The sequence below is a fragment of the Pseudoalteromonas sp. 2CM36K genome (genome assembly GCF_023161865.1).
In the GTDB taxonomy this organism is placed as follows: domain Bacteria; phylum Pseudomonadota; class Gammaproteobacteria; order Enterobacterales; family Alteromonadaceae; genus Pseudoalteromonas; species Pseudoalteromonas tetraodonis.
Map to the genome: position 1 here is coordinate 103,259 of NZ_JALNTK010000010.1, position 21,125 is coordinate 124,383.

At 40.5% G+C, this 21,125-nt stretch carries 19 protein-coding genes; 15 read left to right on the forward strand and 4 right to left on the reverse strand.

Annotated features, from left to right (window positions below; translation table 11 throughout):
• Positions 1-225: 225 nt before the first annotated feature.
• From glyA to MTN97_RS08195, 10 genes are all read left to right on the forward strand, one after another.
• Positions 226-1,482 (forward strand): serine hydroxymethyltransferase, encoded by a 1,257-nt coding sequence (gene glyA / locus MTN97_RS08150; protein ID WP_013464229.1) that lies wholly within the window; start codon positions 226-228, stop codon positions 1,480-1,482.
• A 107-nt stretch (positions 1,483-1,589) separates the two neighbouring features.
• Positions 1,590-2,039 carry a transcriptional regulator NrdR gene (gene nrdR / locus MTN97_RS08155; protein WP_010390928.1) on the forward strand — a complete coding sequence of 150 codons (450 nt, stop codon included), beginning with the start codon at positions 1,590-1,592 and terminating at the stop codon, positions 2,037-2,039.
• 2 nt (positions 2,040-2,041) lie between these two features.
• Positions 2,042-3,169, forward strand: coding sequence for a bifunctional diaminohydroxyphosphoribosylaminopyrimidine deaminase/5-amino-6-(5-phosphoribosylamino)uracil reductase RibD (ribD, locus tag MTN97_RS08160; protein ID WP_248474129.1), 1,128 nt, complete (start codon positions 2,042-2,044; stop codon positions 3,167-3,169).
• 24 nt (positions 3,170-3,193) lie between these two features.
• On the forward strand, positions 3,194-3,847 hold the full coding sequence (locus MTN97_RS08165; protein ID WP_036979881.1) for a riboflavin synthase: 654 nt from the start codon (positions 3,194-3,196) through the stop codon (positions 3,845-3,847).
• A gap of 28 nt (positions 3,848-3,875) precedes the next feature.
• On the forward strand, positions 3,876-4,988 hold the full coding sequence (ribBA, locus tag MTN97_RS08170; RefSeq protein WP_013464232.1) for a bifunctional 3,4-dihydroxy-2-butanone-4-phosphate synthase/GTP cyclohydrolase II: 1,113 nt from the start codon (positions 3,876-3,878) through the stop codon (positions 4,986-4,988).
• A 93-nt stretch (positions 4,989-5,081) separates the two neighbouring features.
• Positions 5,082-5,546: a 6,7-dimethyl-8-ribityllumazine synthase gene (ribE, locus tag MTN97_RS08175; RefSeq protein WP_008110216.1), complete on the forward strand. Its 465-nt coding sequence runs from the start codon at positions 5,082-5,084 to the stop codon at positions 5,544-5,546.
• Positions 5,547-5,561: 15 nt separating this feature from the next.
• On the forward strand, positions 5,562-5,975 hold the full coding sequence (nusB, locus tag MTN97_RS08180; RefSeq protein WP_008110215.1) for a transcription antitermination factor NusB: 414 nt from the start codon (positions 5,562-5,564) through the stop codon (positions 5,973-5,975).
• A gap of 84 nt (positions 5,976-6,059) precedes the next feature.
• A complete protein-coding gene (gene thiL, locus MTN97_RS08185; RefSeq protein ID WP_036979878.1) occupies positions 6,060-7,034 on the forward strand; it encodes a thiamine-phosphate kinase in 975 nt (324 codons plus the stop codon).
• Positions 7,031-7,516 carry a phosphatidylglycerophosphatase A gene (locus tag MTN97_RS08190; RefSeq protein ID WP_008110211.1) on the forward strand — a complete coding sequence of 162 codons (486 nt, stop codon included), beginning with the start codon at positions 7,031-7,033 and terminating at the stop codon, positions 7,514-7,516. Before thiL ends, MTN97_RS08190 begins: the two co-directional genes overlap by 4 nt.
• 31 nt (positions 7,517-7,547) lie before the next feature.
• A complete protein-coding gene (locus MTN97_RS08195; RefSeq protein ID WP_036979875.1) occupies positions 7,548-10,634 on the forward strand; it encodes a ligand-binding sensor domain-containing diguanylate cyclase in 3,087 nt (1,028 codons plus the stop codon).
• Positions 10,635-10,696: 62 nt separating this feature from the next.
• Here the strand turns inward: MTN97_RS08195 and dxs are convergent, their stop codons facing one another.
• The 3 genes from dxs to xseB form a co-directional block, all read right to left on the reverse strand.
• Positions 10,697-12,559 (reverse strand): 1-deoxy-D-xylulose-5-phosphate synthase, encoded by a 1,863-nt coding sequence (dxs, locus tag MTN97_RS08200; protein WP_248474130.1) that lies wholly within the window; start codon positions 12,557-12,559, stop codon positions 10,697-10,699.
• 115 nt (positions 12,560-12,674) lie between these two features.
• Positions 12,675-13,562, reverse strand: a complete 888-nt coding sequence (gene ispA / locus MTN97_RS08205; protein ID WP_248474131.1) for a (2E,6E)-farnesyl diphosphate synthase — start codon at positions 13,560-13,562, stop codon at positions 12,675-12,677.
• Positions 13,563-13,564: 2 nt separating this feature from the next.
• Positions 13,565-13,807 carry an exodeoxyribonuclease VII small subunit gene (gene xseB, locus MTN97_RS08210; protein WP_248474132.1) on the reverse strand — a complete coding sequence of 81 codons (243 nt, stop codon included), beginning with the start codon at positions 13,805-13,807 and terminating at the stop codon, positions 13,565-13,567.
• A gap of 303 nt (positions 13,808-14,110) precedes the next feature.
• Between xseB and pomA the strand changes: the two genes are divergently transcribed.
• From pomA to MTN97_RS08230, 4 genes are all read left to right on the forward strand, one after another.
• The gene (gene pomA, locus MTN97_RS08215; RefSeq protein WP_248474133.1) at positions 14,111-14,878 is read left to right on the forward strand and encodes a flagellar motor protein PomA; all 768 of its coding nucleotides are present in this window, start codon (positions 14,111-14,113) and stop codon (positions 14,876-14,878) included.
• A gap of 2 nt (positions 14,879-14,880) precedes the next feature.
• Positions 14,881-15,801: a flagellar motor protein MotB gene (locus tag MTN97_RS08220; protein ID WP_069439216.1), complete on the forward strand. Its 921-nt coding sequence runs from the start codon at positions 14,881-14,883 to the stop codon at positions 15,799-15,801.
• A 147-nt stretch (positions 15,802-15,948) separates the two neighbouring features.
• Complete coding sequence (locus tag MTN97_RS08225; protein ID WP_069439215.1) at positions 15,949-16,437, forward strand: hypothetical protein; 489 nt, start codon at positions 15,949-15,951, stop codon at positions 16,435-16,437.
• A 71-nt stretch (positions 16,438-16,508) separates the two neighbouring features.
• Positions 16,509-18,449 (forward strand): DNA topoisomerase III, encoded by a 1,941-nt coding sequence (locus tag MTN97_RS08230; protein WP_248474134.1) that lies wholly within the window; start codon positions 16,509-16,511, stop codon positions 18,447-18,449.
• Positions 18,450-18,477: 28 nt separating this feature from the next.
• Here MTN97_RS08230 and MTN97_RS08235 read toward each other — a convergent pair whose 3' ends face one another.
• Positions 18,478-19,788 (reverse strand): M20 family metallopeptidase, encoded by a 1,311-nt coding sequence (locus MTN97_RS08235; protein WP_248474135.1) that lies wholly within the window; start codon positions 19,786-19,788, stop codon positions 18,478-18,480.
• Between the two features lie 109 nt (positions 19,789-19,897).
• Between MTN97_RS08235 and MTN97_RS08240 the strand changes: the two genes are divergently transcribed.
• Positions 19,898-20,755, forward strand: a complete 858-nt coding sequence (locus tag MTN97_RS08240; RefSeq protein ID WP_248474136.1) for a tetratricopeptide repeat protein — start codon at positions 19,898-19,900, stop codon at positions 20,753-20,755.
• The last annotated feature ends 370 nt before the right edge of the window (positions 20,756-21,125 follow it).

Sequence of the window (21,125 nt, forward strand, 5' to 3'; positions counted from 1 at the left end):
GTTTGTGCATCGCTTTAGACATAACGCATAAGCTATATAAATGTAGTAAATAAAATTCATTTAAAATTGTTATTAGTTTATAAAAAAATATCATCATCAAAATGCTGTGAAATAGTTTCAATCCCTGTTTAAATATCCTCAACTTAAGAGCGTAGGCAAAACGTCGTTTTAAGCGTACAATAAAGCCTCTAAAAAATACCCATACACGTTGCCCAGGAGACCCCAATGTTAGAACGTAGCATGAATATTTCGGACTTTGATCCAGAGTTATTTGACGCGATGAGCAAAGAAACATCACGTCAGGAAGAACATATTGAGTTAATTGCATCTGAAAACTACTGTAGCCCACGCGTACTTGAAGCGCAGGGTTCTCAGCTGACTAACAAATACGCTGAAGGTTACCCGGGCAAACGTTACTACGGTGGCTGTGAGCACGTAGACGTAGTTGAGCAACTTGCTATTGACCGCGCAAATGAATTATTCGGTACAGATTACGCAAATGTGCAACCTCATGCCGGTTCACAAGCGAATGCTGCTGTTTTCCAAGCTCTTTTAAGCCCACTTGACACTGTATTAGGCATGAGCCTAGCGCACGGTGGTCACTTAACACATGGCTCACACGTAAACTTCTCTGGTAAAACATACAACGCAATTCAGTATGGCCTTAACGAAGAAACTGGCGAAATTGATTACGCACAAGTTGAAGCGTTAGCACTTGAGCACAAACCAAAAATGATCATTGCTGGTTTTTCTGCATACTCAGGTATTGTTGATTGGGCTAAGTTCCGTGAAATTGCAGACAAAGTAGGTGCTTACTTATTTGTTGATATGGCGCACGTTGCAGGTTTAATTGCTGCGGGTGTTTACCCAAGCCCAGTGCCATTTGCTCACGTTGTAACAACCACAACACACAAAACATTAGCGGGTCCTCGCGGTGGTTTAATCATCTCTGCGTGTGGCGATGAAGAAATTTACAAAAAGCTAAACAGCGCTGTTTTCCCAGGTGGCCAAGGTGGTCCTTTATGTCATGTTATTGCTGCTAAAGCGGTTGCATTTAAAGAAGCACTTCAACCTGAGTTTAAAACATACCAAGCACAAGTTGTTAAAAATGCACAAGCAATGGTTGCGGTATTACAAGAGCGCGGCTACAAAGTAGTATCGGGTAAAACTGATAACCACTTATTCTTACTTGACTTAATCGACAAAGATATCACAGGTAAAGATGCAGATGCTGCCCTAGGTAATGCGAATATCACGGTTAACAAAAACTCAGTACCGAACGATCCACGTTCACCATTTGTTACCTCTGGTCTGCGTATTGGTTCACCAGCAATCACTCGTCGTGGCTTTAAAGAAGCTGAATCAAAAGAGTTAGCGGGCTGGATCTGTGATGTACTAGACAACATCGAAGATGAGTCAGTACAAGCGCAAGTAAAAGAAAAAGTGAAAGCAATTTGTGCAAAATTACCTGTTTACGCTTAATCCAAGAGTAAAATAGTAATTTAGATCACAACTGCACACATTTTTGATATGATAATGGCCGCTATGATAGCGGCCATTTTTTGTTTTTAAAACGGAAACACACAGTTATGCATTGCCCTTTTTGTACCGCCAAAGATACTAAAGTTATTGATTCTCGCCTTGTAGGTGGAGGACACCAAGTACGTAGACGTCGTGAATGTAATGAATGCCACGAACGATTTACCACCTTTGAAGGGGCTGAATTAGTGATGCCACGGGTCATCAAGCAAGATGGCAGCCGCGAACCGTTTAATGAAGATAAGTTACTAAATGGCTTAACTCGCGCCCTCGAAAAACGCCCCGTAAGCACTGAGCAAGTTGACGAAGTGGTTAATATTATTAAGTCGCAGTTACGTGCCACTGGCGAACGCGAAGTGTCTAGCCATTTGGTGGGTGAGTGCATTATGGAAGCGCTTAAAAAGTTAGATAAAGTGGCCTATGTAAGATTTGCCTCTGTATATCGCTCGTTTGAAGATATACGCGAATTTGGTGAAGAAATAGCCCGCTTAGGAGAATAGTAATGAGCATGCAAAGTTCGTTTTCAGAGGATGATAAACGCTACATGGCTCGCGCTATTGAACTGGCAAAAAAAGGGCGCTTTACCACCACTCCTAATCCTAATGTTGGCTGCGTACTCGTAAAAAATAATAAAGTAATAGGTGAAGGGTTTCATCAGTTAGCGGGTCAAGGTCACGCAGAGGTAAACGCACTGGCTATGGCTGGTGAAAATGCAAAAGGCGCAACCGCTTATGTAACACTTGAGCCTTGCAGTCATTATGGTCGAACACCGCCATGTGCTGAAGGGCTAAAAGCAGCAGGTGTTAAAAAAGTGATTGCTGCTATGGTTGACAGCAACCCGCAAGTTGCAGGCAAAGGTCTGAAAATTTTAGCGGATGCTGGTATAGAAGTCGCTTACGGGTTACTTGAAGCGCAAGCTCGCGCATTAAACCTTGGGTTTTTTAAGCGCATGGAGCAGGGATTACCCTTTGTGACTTGCAAAATGGCCGCAAGTATAGATGGTAAAACGGCGCTTAAAAACGGGCAAAGTAAATGGATCACTGGCCCCGCAGCGCGCCAAGATGTGCAACTATACCGAGCACAAAGCTGTGCAATTTTAACCGGTGCCGATACGGTATTAATGGATGATGCAAAATTAAATGTGCGCCCAGAAGAGTTACCGTATTCTTTACCAACTGATTTACCACTGCGCCAACCGGTTCGCGTTGTTATTGACTCACAAAATAGACTTACCCCTGATCTTGCCTTATTTTCAATTCAAAGTGAGGTGATAATATTTACCACCAAGGTTGATAAATCGCATCAGTGGCCTCATTTTGTTAAACAGATTGAAGTACCTGAAAATAATAATAAAGTAGATTTACTGGCCGTGTTAAACACGCTAGCCCAATTGCAGTTTAATAATGTGTGGCTAGAGGCCGGAGCAACACTGGCTGGCAAAATGACAGAACTTGATTTAATTGATGAGTTTGTTTTTTACATTGCCCCTAAATTAATGGGCTGCGATGCTAAAAGTTTACTGAATTTCCCAGAGTTAATGAGTATGCAAAATACCATTAATTTAACTTTTAATGAGTGTGTGTTAATTGGTGATGATTTACGTATCACAGCACTAAAAAAAGCTCATTAATCATTTTATATAAAGAGTAGCACTATGTTTACTGGAATAGTTGAAGCGACAGGTAAAATTGCGTTATTACAAAAAAAACAAGGTGATTTAGCTATTCGTATCCAAAGTAAAAACCTTGATATGAGTGATGTTAAGTTAGGTGACAGTATTGCAACTAATGGTGTCTGCCTGACGGTTGTTGATAAGCATATTGATGGCTTTAGTGCTGACTTATCAAATGAAACGATTAGCTTAACGGGATTTGCACATTACGCATTAGGGCAAACCGTTAATCTAGAAAAGGCGATGCAACCTGTTTCGCGCCTCGGTGGTCATTTAGTATCTGGCCATGTAGATGGTATTGCTACTATCACAGCGATTAATGCCAATGCGCGAGCAACAGAATATTGGTTAGCCACCGATGAAAATTTAATGAAATACATTCCTTACAAAGGGTCGGTTTGTATTGATGGTATTAGCCTGACGGTTAATGCGGTTGAAGGTAATAAATTTAAACTGACGATTGTGCCCCACACCAGCGAGCAAACGACCATAGCTGACTTTAAAGTTGGCACCCAGGTTAATTTAGAGGTCGACCAAATAGCACGTTATTTAGAGCGCCTAGTTAGAGGGGCTGACCAACCTTCGGGTTCAGATATTTCGATGAGCTTACTCGCTAAAGCGGGCTTTATAAAATAACGACATTGACAACTTATACGAGCAACTTATGAATTTAAACAGCGCACAAGAAATAATTGATGACATTAAAGCCGGTAAAATGGTTATTTTAATGGATGATGAAGACAGAGAAAATGAAGGCGATTTAATTATTGCTGCTGAACACATTAGTGCAGAAGCGATTAACTTTATGGCGACTCATGGCCGTGGACTAATTTGTTTAACGATGACTCAAGAGCGTTGCTCGCAGCTTGATTTACCATTAATGGTAAAAAATAATGGTGCCGCATTCTCAACTAATTTCACCATGTCAATTGAAGCATCAAAAGGGGTCACCACAGGTATTTCTGCAGCGGATCGTGCTCGCACTGTTCAAGCTGCCATTGCGAAAGGCGCTGTGCCAAGCGATATTGTACAACCAGGTCATATTTTTCCTATTATGGCGCAACCAGGCGGCGTGTTAACACGTGCAGGGCATACAGAAGCGGGGTGTGACTTAGCGCGTTTAGCAGGGCTTGAGCCATCATCAGTGATTGTAGAAATCCTAAATGAAGATGGCACCATGGCGCGTCGTCCTGATTTAGAAGTATTTGCTAAGCAACATGATATTAAAATTGGCACCATTGCTGATTTAATCGAGTACCGCAACCTAAACGAAACCACAATTGAGCAAGTTGCAAAATGTAAATTGCCAACTGAACATGGTGAGTTTGACTTAGTGACTTACAAAGACACCATTGATGGGCAGTTACACTATGCATTGCTTAAAGGTGAAATAAAACAACAAGAACCGACCTTAGTACGTGTGCATTTACAAAGTACTTTTAACGATATTTTACTCTCTGATCGCAATGCTGACCGTAGTTGGGGTTTATCGCAAGCAATGGCTTATATTGCTGAGCATAATGGCGCCTTAGTTATTTTAGGTAAGCAAGAAAGCACTGAAGAGTTAGAAGCCACAGTAAAAGCGTTTGCCGCAGCTGATGCGGGTGAAAATGTGACGCCACGTAAATTTCAAGGTACTTCGCGCACCGTAGGTGTGGGTTCGCAAATTCTGGCTGATTTAGGTATTCAAAAAATGCGTTTGATGAGTTTACCTAAAAAATACCATGCATTATCAGGGTTCCATTTAGAAGTGGTTGACTACGTAGAGCCACAATAATTACGCGCTAGGTTATTATTTTATTTATGTGGTATAATGCGCATCAATTTTTGCGCAACCGAAATCGCTTAAACTTATTTTTAGGGTTATCAAATGAAAATTATTGAAGGTAATAAATACGCTCCAGGCAAAAAGTTTGCCATTGTCATTTCTCGTTTTAATGACTTTATTGGTAGTAGCTTGCTTGCAGGTGCTGTTGATGAGCTAAAACGTACTGGTGGAGTATCAGAAGACGATATTACCGTGATTTACGTACCCGGTGCGGTTGAATTACCTTTGGCAGCGAAACGCGTTGCAGCAAAAAAAGAATATGATGCAATTATCGCCTTAGGTGTAGTGATCAGAGGGGGCACGCCTCACTTTGATCTCGTCGCTGGCGAGTCAAATAAAGGGCTTGCACAAGTATCGCTTGAGTATGATATCCCGGTTGCATTTGGCGTATTAACCACTGAAAGCATTGAGCAAGCAATTGAGCGCGCAGGTACCAAAATGGGTAACAAAGGCGGCGAAGCTGCTTTAGGTGCGCTTGAAATGGTTAATGTGTTAGATAAAATTTAAGTTTAAGGAATTTTTGTGAAACCAGCAGCAAGACGTAAAGCACGTATCTTAGCACTTCAAGCCGTGTATTCATGGCAATTAAGCGGCAATGCGATTGCCGATATCGAACAACAAATGTTGATCGAAAACGATGTGACTAAAATTGATGTTGAATATTTTAAAGATTTAGCGCGTGGAGTTGCCGTAAATCATAAGCAACTAGACGAAGCTGTATCGCCTCATTTAACTCGTCCATTTGATGAATTAGACGAAGTTGAACGTGCAATCTTACGTTTAAGCAGCTACGAGCTTAAATTTCGTGAAGATGTTCCTTACAAAGTGGCTATCAATGAAAGCATTGAATTAGCGAAAATGTTTGGCGCTGAAGATAGCCATAAATTTGTAAACGGTGTACTTGATAAAGCTGTAAAACAGTTACGCAAGTCATAACAACTTAAGCTGCATATTAATTTCAGTGAGTTGTTATAAATAACCGTTAAAAAGGAGAGCCGGCATAGGTCGGCTTTTTTGTGTATGAAGGAATTTGAATTAATTAATCACTACTTTAAAGGTCGCGGTATCACTCGTCGCGATGTTAATTTAGGGATTGGAGATGACTGTGCGCTTGTCACAGTACCAGCAAACTGCCAGCTTGCTATAACAACAGATACCTTAGTTGCTGGGGTGCATTTTTTTCATGATATCTCTCCTCGCGCATTAGGGCATCGAGCTCTGGCAGTAAATTTAAGTGATTTAGCTGCCATGGGTGCAGAGCCTACATGGGTATCGGTTGCACTCACGTTGCCAAGTATCGATCCACAATGGATTGCAGAGCTGACTGACGGCATGCATGAAATTGCTGAGTACTTTAATGTACAAATTATTGGTGGCGATACGACTCAAGGCCCACTCAGTATTACTATTTGTGCAAAAGGCACGGTTCCTGAAGGTAAAGCACTGTGTCGAAGTGGCGCAAAAGTGGGCGACTGGATTTTTGTAACCGGACCGCTAGGTGATGCTGGTTTGGCAATTGAGTCAAAAAAACAAGGTTTGCCAGTTGCACCTGAACATTTAAAGCATATTAATAAATGTTTAAACTTTCCAACGCCACGCGTGGCCGCCGGACAAGCTTTGCGTGGCTTAGCGTCATCAGCGATTGATATTTCAGACGGTTTACTTGCTGACTTAGGGCACATTTTGGATTTGTCACAGGTCAGTGCAACAATCAATATTGAAAATGTACCTACTTCTGATGCGATGCAAGCGAGTCTTGATTTTGAGCAACAGCTTCCTTTTATACTCAACTATGGCGATGACTATGAACTACTTTACACTGTCCCAGACAGTAATAAGAGTATGCTCGATATTAAGTTGCGCCAATACGGTGTAGAAGCAACCTGTATCGGCCAAATCAAAAGTGGTGACGGGAATATAGAATTATTACACCAAGGTGAAAAGTTTGTTTTTGAGCACAAAGGCTTTGAGCACTTTTCCAAGGAGCAGGTTTGAATAAAAACCGATTATTTAATTTAAAACGCCCACATCAATTTTTTGGTTTGGGTTTTGGTACAGGGCTTGCGCCTAAAGCCCCTGGTACATTTGGTACTTTAGCGGCGTTACCATTTATTTTTATTACCATGCATTTTCCGTTATGGTTACAAATTGTATTTGCGGTGGTGATCAGTATATTTGGTATTTGGGCATGTGGAAAAACAGCTGATGACCTTCAAGTTCATGACCACCCCGCTATTGTTTGGGATGAAGTCGCTGGTTACTATATAACGATGATTGGTGCAGCACTGAATTGGCAAACATTATTAGTGGGCTTTTTACTATTTCGCTTTTTTGATATAGCAAAGCCAGGGCCGATTCGTATACTTGATAAACGTGCTCATGGTGGGTTTGGTATTATGGCCGATGATGTACTTGCAGGTATTTTTTCGCTTATTTGTTTGCAAGCATTGATAAAAGTAGGTTTACTACCCTTTTAATTTATTATTTGTTTAACTAGGTGGCAGCACTATGATGCGATTTTTATTGGTTTGTGTACTCTTGATGTGTGCCATGCCAAGTACGGCTTCAATTACTGATTACGTAGTTAAACAATGGAACATTAAAGACGGACTTCCCTCACAATCCCTCAAAAGTGTGGTGCAAGATAACCAAGGCTACATGTGGCTTGGTACGCAATTCGGATTAAGCCGATTTGATGGTAACACTTTTACTAATTACAACACTCAAAATAGTCTGTTTTTACCCAGCAATGGCATCAATAAATTACTGATTGATGGCCAAGGACTATTATGGATAGGCACGAAAAACGGCCTCGTTGTTATAGACCCAGAAAAGCTAACCGCACAAGAGTTTAATATTAAAGGCCCTGTTAGAGATATTCTTGAAGACTCTAAAGGCAGTATTTGGATAGCAGCTAATGGGCTTTATTACATAGATAGAGGCCAGATAGAGCTGCGCGACCAGCTAAACAATCCGAGCCCTATCGTAAATGCCACTGCGATCACCCAAATAGTAGGGTCAGTCAGTAAAATGGCGCTCTCACCAGAGGGAATTTGGCTGGTTAACGATCGTAATTTATTGCGCTTGACGCAAAGCGCGTCTGATTTTTCTAAATTGCGCTTAGAGCTTACCGCTAAAGTGGCCTTGCCTGATCGTTTAGCGCAAACAATTGTTCACGACTTATCCTTTTTAAATGGCAATTTATATCTTGCTTCTGAGCTAGGCGCTTACTTTTTAGATTTAGATGATGAGCTACGCCCATTTCCGCTGCCTAACGCTAACAACTCAGCCGTTTATAAGTTTATGAGTGATGGCAATGGTGGCCTGTGGGTATCGACTTATGGGCGCTTATTGTTCAGAGGGAAATCGGATGATTGGCAATGGGTTGAGCCCAGTCAATTAGATCAAAGTATTTGGTTTGCCGATATATTTAGAGATGATGAAAATAATATATGGTTAGCGAGTTTTAGTGAGGGACTTTGGCTTGCTCACGAAGGGCGAATAGAGCGCCATTCAGCCATTTCTAAAATGACCGAAGCGGTTATGGCCATTAGTAAATCACCAGATGGTAAGTTATGGATTGCCAACAAAAGCGGCGTAGGCTATTTCGATGCCGATAAAACGTTTATCAATGTCATTAACAGTACCAAGTATGGTAACGCCTCAGTACATGACTTACAGTTTGACGGCAATCGTCTTTATGTTGCCACTGGTAGAGGTTTGTTTTTCTACGAGTCGAATACCTTATATAGTTTTCCTGCCCGTGCGTTGAGTGATAATCCTGTATTTGCTATTAGTACGTCGACTAAAGGCGGCTTTTGGGTGGGCACTGGGCGAGGCTTATATCGTTTAAATTACAATGGCTTAAACCCTTTTGCGTACAATGCTTTTTTAGGCAGTAAGTTTGTAACCTATGTTTTAGATAAACCAAATTTTGGCGTGATTGGTACCAGTAAAGGGGCGTATTACTTTACTGAACGCGGGATAGAAAAAATAGGCGACCAAACCACTTTGGAAAGTGCGTACGTGACTAGCATTTTACACATTAAAGGTGTGGGGATTTTAATTGGCTCGCTTAACGATGGTTTGTTTTATCGCAGTGGACAAGGGCAGTGGCAGCAATTAGATGCCGCCAATGGGCTGCCATACGGTTCTATATTTAGTCTTGAATACGATGATACTACAAAACGTATTTGGGTAAGCACCATGAAAGGGGTTTATCGCATGCCGGTTGAGCAATTCAAAGCCAACATTGAAAGCCTAAAAGTGGAGGAAGTGATCTCTTCATTTGATCGACAGCTCGATGGTAAAGCAAGTCAATGCTGTAATGGTTTAGGCCATGATGCGGTGGTTGATATGGATAATTCAATTTGGTATCCCAGCTTGCAAGGTGTTGTAGAAATTCCTAAAGACGTAGAATTATTTGGACTGCGTTCACTTAAACCAACTATAGAAACTTTAACCACGCCATCACGAAAACTTACTGCGGCTGCGTTAGGTAAAAAGCCAGTACTTAAAACTGACGAGCGTGATGTAACGCTTACCTATACCGCCATCGATTACTATGCACCTGCAAGTATAGAGTTTAGGTATAAACTCAATGGGCTTGATAATGATTGGCGCTATGCAAATACCCGCCGAGAAGCAATTTACACTAACTTACCAGCAGGTATGTTTTTATTTGAATTAGAGACAAAACGTCAAGGTGAAGATTGGGGCAAAGCGCAATCGGCCGAATACGCTTTTGTGGTGCCTGAACGATTTGGTGAAACTATATATTTTAGATTACTGATCACCAGTGGTTTTGTGTTGCTCTTTTATTTGGTGTTTTGGGTATTTAAAGTTCAAGAGCGACGTAAGCAGCAAGTTCTTGAGGGGCTTATTACTGAGCGAACCCTTGAGCTTCGCCAAGCAAACGATAAATTAAACCAAGTAAACTCTCAGCTTAAGCTTGTTAGTCACTCTGATGAGCTAACAGGGCTGAGAAGTCGCCGTTTTTTGTTTGATCAACTACCAAAAGATATTGAGCATTTTCAGCGTAACTCGCAGTCATTGCAGGCTCAAGGTAAATCGTTGGTATTGTTAATTATTAATTTAGATAACTTTAGCCGCATTAACGATGCCTATGGTCCTATTGCCGGAGATAGCTGTTTACAACAAGTAGCGGCATTACTTAACTCGCGTACCCAAGGTTCTGATTATGTTGCCCGTTGGAGTGGTGATGAGTTTTTACTGCTATTGCGCGATTTTAAATGTAATTTAATCGACAGCTATGTATCTGAATTATGCCAAGCAATTGCAGATTATTCGTTTCAGCTTCCTAACGGTGAAACAACCAATATAACAGCGTCAGTCGGGTGGTCGTTCTATCCTTTACCTCTTTTAGGTGGGCAAGTTATTAGCTGGGAAACATCAATTAATCTAGCTGACATAGCATTACATCAAGTTAAAAAACGTGGCGGCGATGGCGTCGCTAATATTACCTTTGACGAGCAATTAGATGCATTTGAGTTTGAGCAAAACCCCAATGTTGAACAGCAAATTGGTTTGTTACAAAGCAATGGTCTAGCCGACATTAAGGTGTGGATGCGCTAGAGATTATAGATGAGCAATAAAAAAGGAGCCAATGGCTCCTTTTTTATTAAACACTATAAGTATTAGCTCATAAATGCTTTAATTGAAGTTAAAATACCATGTTCACCCAACCCCATTTCATCGTGCATTTGCTGTTGTGTGCCATGTTTAATGAATTCATCAGGAATACCTAAATTAAGCACTTTTACATCGGCTTTAATGCTCGCTAAATATTCATTAACTGCAGAGCCTGCACCGCCCGCAATCGCGTTATCTTCAAGGGTTACAATAATATCGTTATCATTAATCAGCTCATCAATTAATGCCGTATCAAGTGGCTTAATAAATCGCATGTTTACTAATGTAGCATTGAGCTCATTAGTGGCAAGTTGTGCGTTTTCAAGCAAGGTACCAAATGACAATATAGCCACTTTAGTACCTTTTTTAATTACATTCGCTTTACCAATTTCTAGCTTTTGCATAGTGCTTTGAATGTCTGCTGAGCCTGCACTACCACGCGGGTAACGAACAGCAACAGGACAATTAGCTTGATAGCCTGTATAAAGCATATGACGGCATTCGTTAGTATCACTTGGGGCCATAATGACCATGTTAGGTATACAGCGCATAAAGCTTAAGTCGTAGGCGCCTTGATGGGTTTCACCATCGGCTCCAACAATACCGGCGCGGTCTATAGCAAATAATACCGGTAGGTTTTGCAGTGCAACGTCGTGAATTAGTTGATCGTACGCGCGTTGTAAAAAGCTAGAATAGATAGCCACAACAGGCTTTAAGCCCTCACAGGCAAAACCTGCAGCAAGAGTAACGGCGTGTTGTTCTGCTATCGCTACGTCAAAGTATTGTTCTGGATACACTTTAGAAAAACGTACCATACCTGAACCTTCACGCATAGCTGGCGTGATTGCCATGAGTTTACTGTCTTGCTCGGCCATGTCACAAAGCCAATCACCAAACACATTTGAGAAAGTCGCCGCACCTGGCTTAGATTTTGGTAAGCTTGATGTTGCAGGATCAAATTTTGGTACGCCATGATAACCAATCGGATCGGCTTCGGCAGGCTTATAACCTTTGCCTTTTTGGGTTTTTATATGTAAAAGCTGTGGGCCTTTTAAGTTACGCATATTGCGCAGCGTATCAACCAACATATTCACATCATGTCCATCAATTGGGCCAATGTAATTTAGACCTAATTCTTCAAAAAAAGTACCCGGGATCATCATCCCTTTAATATGTTCTTCCATACGGCTGGCAAGCTCTTTTACCGGCGGTACACCAGAGAGCAGCTTTTTACTGCCTTCGCGGATGTTGGTATAAAAGCTACCTGATAAAATACGCGCAAAATGATTGGTTAACGCACCGACGTTTTCAGATATCGACATTTCGTTATCGTTCAAAATGATCAGCATGTCTGATTTAACATCGCCAAGGTGGTTCATTGCTTCAAAGGCCATACCCGCAGTAATTGCGCCATCGCCGATTACCGCGACTGTTTTACGCCCTTTGCCTTCTTTTTGCGCAGCAATGGACATACCCAGCGCCGCAGAAATTGAGGTACTTGAATGGCCAACACTAAAGGTATCGTATTCACTTTCATCTCTAAAAGGGAAAGGGTGCAATCCGTCTTTTTGGCGAATGGTATGCATTTGGTCACGGCGGCCAGTCAGTATTTTATGCGGATAAGCTTGATGGCCCACATCCCAGACCAAACGGTCATCGGGTGTGTTGTATACATAATGTAATGCAACGGTAAGTTCTACGGTTCCTAAACCAGACGCTAAATGACCGCTACTTTGCGATACCGAATTGACTAAATAGTCACGCAATTCATGGCTAAATGCAGGAAGCTTTTCTTGTGCTAACTCTCGCAAGTGGGCTGGTTCGTTCACCAAATCAAGTAATGGATACTTGCTGCTATCAAGTGTCATGGTTTTTTATATATCCTTCGCTAATATTAACCCTCCTCAAAACAAACGAGGTTTAAAAGGCGACTTAATATTCAGTAATAATTTTGTTCTAAGATTTAATACGGTTTAGCCATGTTTAATGGTCACGTTCAATTAAATAGTTTGCCAATGCCGCTAAATCTGTTGTGTCTGCGTCAATGTTAGCTAATGCCTCATGGGCTTGTTGTATTAAATTTTGTGCTTTTTGCTTAGCGCCTAGCATACCTAATAAAGCGGGGTATGTCGCTTTATTCGCTGCAATATCTGACCCTTGTGGCTTGCCTAAAGTAAGCGTATCGCCCTCAACATCTAAAATATCGTCATGAACCTGAAATGCAAGCCCTATAGCGTATCCAAAAGTTGATAAGTTTTCTAAAGTTTGTTGGCTCGTATTAGGAGCACACAGTGCACCAAGAGTAATCGCACAATTTATTAGCGCACCGGTTTTAAGTTTATGAATACGTTCTAACTCATCAACAGTAATAACCTTATCGGTTGCTGCAATATCACGGCCTTGTCCGGCAACCATACCTTGTAACCCCGAAGCATGCGCTAATGCTGCGATCATTTTTAATTGTGCTTCAGTCGAGCATTTAAATTTATGCTTGGCAATAAGTTCAAATGCTAAAGTTTGCAGTGCATCTCCAGCTAAAATCGCTTGTGCTTCACCGTATACAATATGGCAAGTAGGGCGACCACGGCGTAAGTCGTCATCATCCATCGCAGGTAAATCGTCATGCACTAATGAATAACTATGAATGCATTCAATGGCTGCTGCCAGCACATCTAAATCACGTTTTTCAGCACCGAGCATTTTGCCTGTGGTATAAACCAAAAAAGGGCGTAATCTCTTCCCGCCATTCATTAGACTGTAATGTGTGGCTTCTTTTATGGTGTTGTCGCTTTCAAGTGGTTGTTCGAAATAAAGGTTGAGTGTATTGACTACATCATCTTGAGCGAGCTTTATTTGTTCTTTTATGCTCACAATTATTCCAAATCGTTATCAAACTGAGTAAGCGGTGCTTTTTCGTCATTACCCATTAATATCGACACCTTTTGCTCAGCTTGTTGAAGTTTGCCTGAAGATGCGCTCGCAAGTGCAATACCTCGCTCAAATTGCTTTAAAGACTGTTCAAGCGATAAATCACCTTGTTCCATTTCATTGACAATTTTTGTTAGCTCTTCTAGTGCTTGTTCGAAACTTAAATTTTCAGGTTTTTTAGTCGCCATCTTTATTTTCAACTTACATAATAAATTTAGACGCCAATTTTAGGGGGAATGCTAAACTAGGTCAAAGAATGATATTGTTTTTTGATAGATAAATGCTGTTGATTGGGTTTTATTGCGTTTCAACGTTATTTTTTAAAATTATTAATTTTGATTAATTAGGTTGATTACCTATGTTGATCTAAAATAGGACTAATCGTAATTTTACCGTTTATCATAAAAATCACTTAAGTATTTCAGTATCTTGCCGATAAACAATTAATAACAACGCTTGCGAAGAAAAAATATAAAACCTTTGGAGGGAATGTGGATTTAGCAACCATTATTGGGATCCTTGGCGCAATTGGCTTAATTGTCATGTCCATGTTTATGAGTAGTAGCGGTGAAGTCGCTATGTTTTACAATACCCCTTCTGTGGTTATCGTATTTGGTGGTTCCCTTTTTATCGTTTTATCTAATTTTACCATGTCGCAATTTCTTGGCATTGGTAAAGTATGTGCAAAAGCGTTTATGTTTAAAATTGAACCCCCTGAAGCGTTAATTGAAAAGGCGGTTGAGCTAGCAGATTCTGCCCGAAAAGGCGGGTTTTTAGCCTTAGAAGAAGCCGAAATTCCAAATCCATTCATGCGCAAAGGCGTTGATATGCTCGTGGATGGGCATGATGCGGATGTAGTGCGTGCAACATTACAAAAAGATATTTCCCTGACGACGACTCGTCATGAAATGGGCGCAAGCTTATTTAAGTCGCTAGGTGATATTGCTCCCGCAATGGGGATGATCGGTACGTTGATAGGCTTAGTGGCTATGCTCTCGAACATGGATGATCCAAAAGCAATCGGACCTGCAATGGCGGTAGCCTTGTTAACAACGTTGTATGGGGCATTCTTGGCGAATGTTGTCGCCATTCCTATTCAGGTAAAACTTGAACTGCGTAAAGACGAAGAGGCCATGAATCAGCGCTTAATTTTAGATGCGGTATTAGGCATCCAAGATGGCCAAAATCCTAAAGTAATTGAAGGGATTTTGAAAAATTATCTAGCTGAATCAAAACGCACAGTCAATACTGAGGAATAATTATGTCAGATGAAGAGTGCAAATGCCCTCCTCCAGGGTTACCTGCATGGATGGGGACATTTGCCGATTTAATGTCGCTATTAATGTGCTTTTTTGTACTTTTACTCGCATTTTCTGAAATGGATATACTTAAATTTAAACAAATTGCGGGCTCAATGAAGTTTGCTTTTGGTGTACAAAATAAAATAGAGGTAAAAGACATTCCAAAAGGGACATCTGTTATTGCTATGGAGTTTACACCGGGTAAACCTGAGCCAACTCCTATAGAAACCATTCAGCAACAAACGGTTGAAATGACTCAACAAATGCTTGAGTTTCAGGCGGGAGATGAAAGCTCCGCAGGTGGACGTCAAGAGCAACGTGGTGAAAAGCGAGGTGGTGAATCAAGCAGTACCTCAGAGGAAGTTGCTGCAGCTACGGCAGTGTCTGCTGCTGATCAAGAGCAAATAAATGACTTAGTTAAAAAAATTGCGCAACAGCTTGAAAAACAAATTATTGATGGGGCTATTGAGCTTGAATCTTTAGGGCAGCAAATCATAATTCGTATTAGAGAAAATGGCTCGTTTCCATCGGGGAGTGCATTTTTACAACCACAATTTAAACCTATCATTCAAGATATTGGCCGATTACTTAAAGATGTACCCGGTGAAATTACGGTGTCTGGTCATACGGATGATTTTCAGGTATCCAACGAGCTTTACATTAATAACTGGGATTTATCCTCTAAACGCGCAGTTGCGGTAGCGAGTGAATTACAAAAAGTTCCAGGTTTTGATAAAACCAGAATGATGGTGGTAGGGCGTGCAGAAACACGACCTTTAGTACCTAATGATTCCCGCGAAGATCGCAGACGCAATCGCCGTGTAGAAATATCTATTTTACAAGGTAAGGCAAAGGAGTCAGCGCCAATTGATGTAAGATAGAATGATTTGGCTATGTACCTTTTTTAGCGTAGAGTGCAACATTATTAACAAATGTAATGGGGCGAATATGTTGACTAAGTATTGTAGTATGCCTGGTAACGGCGATGGAACTGATGAAGATGCAAAAGTTAAGTAAGGTTATTGAGTTTGCCTGAATGGTTTTTGTATTTTGTAAGTATATTAAGTAAAAGCTGGGTTCTTATTTTGAGTCCGGCTATTTTTATATTCTTTATCCTCAAAGATTATTTAGCTATTAGGTTCGTTGTTATTACCGCCGCTTTTTTCTTATTTGGCACTGTGACCTACTCAAGTTTAATGGCGTTTGATGATGGTATTTATATATACCGTTACCTTGTATGGGCATTAACAGATATTACTTGGATGGCCCTTATTGCTTATTGGGGTCTTAAAGATAAAGTGCATTTGTGGCAATGTGTACTTGGCCAACTTGTGGTTATTGCTGCCCCTATTCTGCAATTGTTTCGTTTAGTAGATCGCCATCTTTGGGATTTATCGTATAGTACTGTTATGTATCAAACATTTATGCCCTTAATAAATATCGCTACTGTTGTTATATGTTATCTACCGCTTTTATATATTTTTGTTAATAAGCGAAATAAAGCTTTAAGCTTATAACGACAAAAATACCCCTCGTTTAAAATGATGTGCTAGACTACTGTTTATATGAACAGTGTTAGAGCTATGTTATGAAACTTTATATTGCTGAAAAACCCTCTTTGGGTCGCGCTATTGCAGACGCACTTCCTAAACCGCATAAAAAGCATGATGGCTATATTGAAGTGGCAAATGGTGATTGCGTATCTTGGTGCATAGGTCATTTGCTCGAGCAAGCAGAACCCGATGATTATGATGAGCGTTTTAAAAAGTGGCAGTTTGAACATTTACCTATTGTGCCTGAGCATTGGCAACTTAAAGCAAAGCCTAAAACTCGTAAACAACTCACTATTTTAAAAAAGCTAATCAAAAAAGCAACAACACTTGTACATGCTGGCGATCCTGACCGTGAAGGCCAATTATTAGTTGATGAAGTTATAGAACAAGCAAAAATCAGCCAAGCAAAAAAACAAAATATTCAGCGATTATTGATCAGTGACTTAAACTTAACGGCAGTTAAAAAGTCAATAAATAGTATGCGTGCTAACCGTGATTTTATCCCTTTAAGTGTATCTGCTTTAGCACGGTCTCGTGCTGATTGGTTGTTTGGTATGAATTTAACGCGAGCTTATACGCTAGCTGGGCAAAAAGCGGGCTTTGGTAATGTGTTGTCGGTTGGGCGAGTACAAACACCTATTTTAGGTTTAGTTGTAAATCGTGATAATGAAATCGCAAATTTTGTATCCAAACCATTTTATGAAGTACTTGCTCATCTTGTTACACCTGAGCAGCAATCATTTACTGCTAAGTGGATACCGAGTAAAGCGTGCGAACCATATCAAGATGAAGAGGGCAGAGTACTTAATAGAGCCTTAGCCGAAAATGTGACTTCACGCATTGCTAATCAGCCCGCAAATGTAACAGCGCTTGAGCAAAAGCAAAAAAAACAAACCGCGCCTCTTCCTTATAACTTATCTGCTTTACAAATAGATGCTGCTAAAGCTTTTGGGATGCCAGCACAAAAAGTACTCGATATTTGCCAAGTTTTATATGAACGTCATAAATTAATTACCTACCCACGCTCAGATAACCGTTACTTACCGAGAGAGCATCACCAAGATGCACCTGCTATTTTAAAAGCGATAGCCGTAAATGGTGGGCAGTCAGTCGAGCTGGTAAATGAGGCAAATGCAAAACAACGAAGTAAATGTTTTAACGATTCAAAAGTGGCCGCTCATCACGCCATAGTACCGACAACTAAACAGTTAAAAAATGCGAGTTTAGCCAGTGATGAAGTAAAAATTTATCAGTTAATAAGTCGACACTATTTAATTCAGTTTTATCCCGACTACATTTACAACGAAAGCAAAGTAGAGGTAACCATAGCCGGTGGTTTATTTAAAGCAAGTGCAAAGCAAGATGTAAGCTTAGGTTTTAAATTGCTCATGGGTAAGTCGGAACTTAAAGAAGAAGCTACATTACCTTATTTAGAAAAAGGTATGGCACTTACATGTACTAAAGGTGAAGTAGTACAAAAGCATACAACTCCTCCTGCTCATTTTACCGATGCAACCTTACTTGCTGCTATGACGGGAATTAGCCGTTATGTAAAAGACCCGCAAATCAAAAAAATATTAAAAGAAACAGATGGCCTCGGTACAGAAGCAACGCGTGCAGGCATTATTGAGCTGTTATTTAAACGTCGCTTTTTAAAACGTGAGGGAAAAGCAATTAAAGCAACTGAAACAGGCCTGGCATTAATTAGTGTATTACCAGAGGGATTATCAAGCCCCGACTTAACTGCAAAATGGGAGTCGAGTTTAGGTGATATTGCACAGCAAGCAATGAGTTATCAGCAGTTTATACAACCTTTATTAGCCGATTTAACTAATTTTGTAAGCCAAGCGGCGAACTGCAATAGTCAGGCATTTGCACTGTTACCTAAAACGTCACCTAAAAAGCGCTTTGCCAAACGTACAAAAAAAGCGCCGTATAAAAAGTCGAGTTATAAAAAAAGCCCTACGGTAAATTAATCGCAGGGCTTACATATAGCGTTGAAGGTTACTGATTGAATAGTGCCACAGCGGCGTTACTCATAGCCTTTATTCCTGTAGGCAGTGCTACTTTATAATCAGGCGCAAATTTACTTGAATGTAACGAGGGCAGTGTTTCGTTATTTTTTATTGCCTTGGCGTACTGCTGTTGGTTAACGCCACCTAGCCAAAATAAGGTGATAGGAATATTTTCGTCGGTGCGCCCGTATAATCCAAAGTCTTCACCGGCCATTACCGCTTCTGTTTCGAACACGTTTGCATCACCTATCGCACTTTTTATAGCGTTTCGAACAAGATTAGTTTGTACTGGATTATTATAAGTTGATGGAATTGATTCATCTTCATGAACTTTCACTACAGGGTAAAGAGATTCCTCGAGGCCTGCGCTTTGTGCTATACCTGCAGTAATACGTTTAATTGCCGCTATTTGTGCGTTACGTACATCTGGATTGTAGCTGCGTAGCGTAAGTTGCAACTTAACTTCATCAGAAATAACATTGTGTTTAGAGCCACCATGAATGGAACCCACCGTTATCACTGAAGGTTCAAGTGGAGAAAGCTCACGACTAGTAATTGTTTGTAGTGCAAGTATTGTTCGAGCTGCGATGATCACAGGGTCAATAGTTGTATGCGGGTAAGCACCGTGGCCACCTTTTCCTTTTATACTAATATCGACAGAATCAACACTGGCCATGGTGTATTCATTTTTCATTGCCACCTTACCCGCAGCAACATTAGCGCTTACATGCAAAGCAATAATATGATCAGGTTTAGCGTATTTGCTAAATAATCCTTCCTTGAGCATTGCTTTTGCACCACCGCCTACTTCTTCAGCGGGTTGAGCAACCATCATTAAAGTACCTTGCCACTGATTTTTATGCATAATTAATTGCTCTGCAGTGCCAATAAAAGAGCTCATATGAATATCATGACCACAGCCATGCATAACGCCAACTTCACTACCTTGATCATTAATTGTGGTAATAGTTGATGCGTAAGTTTTGCCTGTTTGCTCTGTTATAGGCAGGCCATCAGTATCAGTTCTGATCATGACGGTAGGGCCTTGACCATTTTTGTAAATTCCGACTACACCATAACCACCTACATTATCGGTTACGTCAAACCCTAATTTCTGAAGTCGTTCAGCGATTTTTTTACCTGTTTGCTTTTCCTTATATGACAATTCAGGTGATTGATGTAGGTCTAAGTAAAGTTTTTCTATTGCCGGTATGCTGGTATCAAGATCCAACTTAAGTGCTTGCGCATTCAATAATGGGCTGACTAATAAACACAATGCACTTACATGCGCTAATTTCATATTTCCCTCACTACCTTCTATTGTATTTAAATGATTTAAACAGATGACTTGTAATTATTATCTTCATCACCATATAAAAACTTAAATAGATGAACATGGCAATAATTCAATGAGTAATATAGTTAGTCTTAACGCACAAAACCTTCAGCAAGTATTGGGTGAAACATCACAACAAAAGTTAGTACTACTTAACTTTTTTTCTCCACAAAGCCCAGAGTGTATTAGCCAAGCAGCTATTTTAGATAAGTTAGCTGCTGAATACAGCAACTATATAGTAGTCGCAAACTTAGACTGCGATGCAGAGCAGGCACTTGCCTCTCAACTTGCCCAACAAGTTGGATTGCAAACCTTACCTACTTTAGTGTTATTAAAAGACTCAGCTCCAGTTGATGTATTAGCGGGTGCTCAAACAGAAAGCCAAGTTCGTGATGCATTATCTAAACATTTACCAGCTCAACAAGACTTATTATTAGAGCAAGCCAAGCAAGCACTGATTAATAGCGACTTAAATGCCGCGTTTACTTATGCCAAACAAGCGTATGAACTTGATAGTCGTAATGCGAGAATTAAATTAGTGCTTGCAGATATATGTATACAGATTCACAAACTAGATGAAGCCGCTGCGTTAATAGAAACAATAGATGTAAAAGAGCAAGATGCATACTTTAATAATATTAAGGCAAAATGTGAGGCCGCATTAGAGGCAACCGATTCACCTGAAATAAAAGCATTGCAAGAAAGAGTAGCCAAGCATCCCAATGAGCTTGAATTACAAATGGAACTTAGTAACCTACTCAATGAAGCAGGAAGGAAAGAAGAAGCATTAGAAGCACTCTTTACTATCCTTAAAAAGGATCTTAACTATGATGAAGCCAAACCAAACTTCTTAGCAATAATCGCCTCTTTACCTGACGGCGATGCATTAGCCGCTAAATATCGCCGCAAGCTCTATAGTATTTTATATTAACGGCTAATTAGAACCTTTATAAAAGCATCTAACTAAAGATGCTTTTTTGTTTTCCTACATTTAAAAAGAGGATAAATGCAGGGTTATCCACAGGGTTTTGTGGGTAACGTGTGTGTCTAGGTGGGGTATCTTTGGGGTAACAATTAAATGCAAAAAAGCCTTTAAAAACGCTTGCGTTAAAATCAATTCTCCCTATAATGCGACCCCACTGAGACGGGGAACGCCAACGCATAGCGAAGCAGGAGCTGCTCAGAAAGTCGAGTAAAACTTGAGTTTAGATTTTTATAAAGTTTAAAATTAAGTGTTGACAAAAAAATAGGAAAGCGTAATATGCGCAGCCCTAGCGAGATAAAGTTAAACGCTTTAATCG